Raw genomic sequence first — 3175 nt, forward strand, 5'->3', positions numbered from 1 at the left:
CTGCAGGCGGGTGTCCTCAAGGGTGAGGTGAAAGACGTTCTGCTGCTTGACGTTACGCCGCTCAGCTTGGGCATTGAGACCAAGGGTGGCGTGATGACCAAGCTGATCGAGCGCAACACCACGATCCCGACCAAGCGGTCGGAGACCTTCACCACCGCCGACGACAACCAGCCGTCGGTGCAGATCCAGGTCTACCAGGGTGAGCGTGAAATCGCCTCGCACAACAAGCTACTCGGCTCCTTCGAGCTGACCGGCATCCCGCCGGCTACGCGCGGCGTCCCGCAGATCGAGGTCACCTTCGACATCGACGCCAACGGCATCGTGCACGTCACGGCCAAGGACAAGGGCACCGGCAAGGAGAACACGATCAAGATCCAGGAAGGCTCCGGCCTGTCCAAGGAGGAGATCGACCGGATGATCAAGGACGCCGAGGCGCACGCCGACGAGGACCGCAAGCGTCGCGAAGAGGCCGACGTTCGCAACCAGGCCGAGACGCTGGTCTACCAGACGGAGAAATTCGTCAAGGAGCAGCGCGAAGCCGAAGGCGGTTCGAAGGTCCCCGAGGACACCCTGAACAAGGTCGACGCCGCGGTCGCCGAGGCCAAGACAGCGTTGGGCGGCACCGACATCGGCGCCATCAAGTCCGCGATGGAGAAGCTGGGCCAAGAGTCGCAGGCCCTCGGCCAGGCGATCTACGAGGCCACCCAGGCTGACCAAGCCTCCGGCGGCGCCGGTGAGGCCGGTCCCGGCGGTGCCGATGACGTCGTCGACGCGGAGGTGGTCGACGATGACCGGGAGGCCCAGTGAGCGAACCCAACCCGCACGAACAGGTAACCGTCACCGACAAGCGACGGATTGATCCCGAGACCGGCCAAGTGCGCCACGTGGCTTCCGGAGCCGCCCCCAGTGGGGCGGCGCCGGAGGCCGCAGATGCAAAAGCCGGGCAAGGCGGCTCCACCGCTGACAAGGTTGCCGAGCTGACCGCCGATTTGCAGCGGGTGCAAGCCGACTACGCCAACTACCGCAAGCGGGCGTTGCGCGATCAGGAGGCGATCGCCGAGCGCGCCAAGGCTGGCGTGGTCAGCCAATTACTGGGCGTGCTCGACGATCTCGACCGCGCCCGCAGTCACGGAGATCTGGAATCCGGGCCGCTGAAGTTGGTCGCCGACAAATTGCTCAGCGCGCTGACCGGACTCGGGTTGACGGCGTTCGGTGCCGAGGGCGACGACTTCGACCCGGTACTGCACGAGGCCGTGCAACACGAGGGCGATGGGTCGGAGGGCTCGAAGCCGGTAATCGGCAACGTGCTGCGGCACGGCTACAAACTCGGCGACCAAGTGCTGCGGCACGCATTGGTCGCGGTGGTGGACACCATCCCGGACGACTCGACCGGTGACGCCGGGACCGAGGCAGCCGGCAGTGAAACCGAGACCACCGAGACAGTCGATAACGGCGCGAACGAGGGTGAGCACGACGCAGAATCTTAAGGCGTCGGAGAACTAACGACCGATTCGGACGGGACACGACAACTACAGGAAGGTGTTAGGGGGTGACGCGACATGGCCCAACGCGAATGGGTCGAAAAGGACTTCTACAAGGAGCTGGGCGTCTCTCCTGACGCCGGCCCAGACGAGATCAAACGGGTGGCCCGCAAGCTGCTCGCCGAGAATCACCCTGACCGCAACCCGGGCAACAAGGCGGCCGAAGATCGGTACAAGTCCGTGTCCGAGGCCAAGGAAGTACTGACGGATGCCGCCAAGCGCAAGGAGTACGACGAAACCCGTCGGTTGTTCGCCGGAGGCGGGTTCGGTCGCCGATTCAACGGTGGCGACTTCGCCGGCGGCTTCGGCGGAAGCGGCTATGGCGGCGACGGGGCGGAGTTCAACCTCAACGATTTGTTCGACGCCGCCGGGCGCTCCGGTGGCACCAACATCGGTGACCTGTTCGGCGGCTTGTTCGGGCGCGGTGCTCAACCACGACCCAGCCGTCCGCGCCGGGGCAACGACCTGGAGACCGAAGCCGAGCTGAGCTTCATGGAGGCCACCAAGGGCGTGGCGATGCCGTTGCGGCTGACCAGCCCGGCGCCGTGCACCAACTGTCACGGCAGCGGAGCCAGGCCGGGCACCAGTCCCAAGGTGTGCCCGAACTGTAACGGCTCAGGTGTAATCAGCAGCAACCAAGGCGCTTTCGGCTTCTCCGAGCCATGCACCGAGTGCCGCGGCAGCGGGTCGATCATCGAGAACCCTTGCGAGCAATGTAAGGGGACCGGTGTCACCACCCGCACCCGCACCATCAACGTGCGGATCCCCCCGGGTGTCGAGGATGGACAACGGATCCGGCTGGCCGGCCAGGGTGAGGCCGGATTGCGTGGTGCTCCGTCCGGTGACCTCTATGTCACCGTGCACGTGCGGCCGGACAAAGTATTCGGCCGCGACGGCGATGACCTCACCGTCACCGTTCCGGTCAGCTTCACCGAATTAGCTTTGGGTACAACACTTTCAGTGCCGACGCTGGACGGCAAGGTCGGTGTTCGGGTGCCGAAGGGCACTGCCGACGGGCGCATTCTGCGGGTTCGTGGACGCGGTGTGACCAAGCGTTCCGGCGGTCAGGGCGACCTGCTGGTCACCGTCAAAGTGGCGGTCCCGCCGAACCTGGAAGGTGCGGCGAAAGAGGCGCTGGAGGCCTACGCCGTCGCCGAGCGGTCCGGCGGATTCGATCCGCGGGCCGGATGGGCGGGTAATAGCTGATGGCTAAAAGAGACGAGGCGCGGACGTTCTTGATCTCGGTGGCCGCAGAGCTGGCCGGTATGCATGCGCAGACGCTGCGTACCTATGACCGGCTCGGGCTGGTCAGCCCCAGCCGCAGTTCCGGTGGTGGACGCCGCTATTCGCAGCACGACGTGGAACTGCTCCGCGAAGTGCAGCGGCTGTCCCAGGACGAGGGCGTCAATCTGGCTGGTATCAAACGCATTATCGAGTTAACCAACCAGGTCGAGGCGCTGCAGTCACGGCTGAAGGAGATGGCCGCCGAGATCGAGGTGCTGCGGGCCACCCAGCGACGTGACATCGCGGTGGTGCCCAAGAGCACCGCAGTGGTGGTCTGGCAGCCGCGGCGCTAACGCTCGGCGAGTGCGGGCCTGCGCCCAGTGTGAATCCACGGCGAAAAAATCGCGGAA

4 protein-coding genes are annotated in these 3175 nt (G+C 65.6%); all 4 read left to right on the forward strand.

The window, feature by feature from the left end; translation table 11 throughout:
- Window positions 1-807 (forward strand): Hsp70 family protein (locus WAN71_RS10140; protein ID WP_422225207.1); only part of this gene is annotated, 807 nt, incomplete at its 5' end.
- Window positions 804-1487: a nucleotide exchange factor GrpE gene (gene grpE / locus WAN71_RS10145; RefSeq protein WP_422225208.1), complete on the forward strand. Its 684-nt coding sequence runs from the start codon at window positions 804-806 to the stop codon at window positions 1485-1487. The genes WAN71_RS10140 and grpE, both read left to right, overlap by 4 nt.
- 72 nt (window positions 1488-1559) lie before the next feature.
- Window positions 1560-2747, forward strand: coding sequence for a molecular chaperone DnaJ (dnaJ, locus tag WAN71_RS10150; RefSeq protein WP_422225209.1), 1188 nt, complete (start codon window positions 1560-1562; stop codon window positions 2745-2747).
- Window positions 2747-3118, forward strand: coding sequence for a heat shock protein transcriptional repressor HspR (locus WAN71_RS10155; protein ID WP_422225210.1), 372 nt, complete (start codon window positions 2747-2749; stop codon window positions 3116-3118). Before dnaJ ends, WAN71_RS10155 begins: the two co-directional genes overlap by 1 nt.
- Window positions 3119-3175 lie beyond the last annotated feature (57 nt).

The sequence above is a fragment of the Mycobacterium sp. genome, assembly GCF_049280035.1.
Classification (GTDB): Bacteria; Actinomycetota; Actinomycetes; order Mycobacteriales; family Mycobacteriaceae; genus Mycobacterium.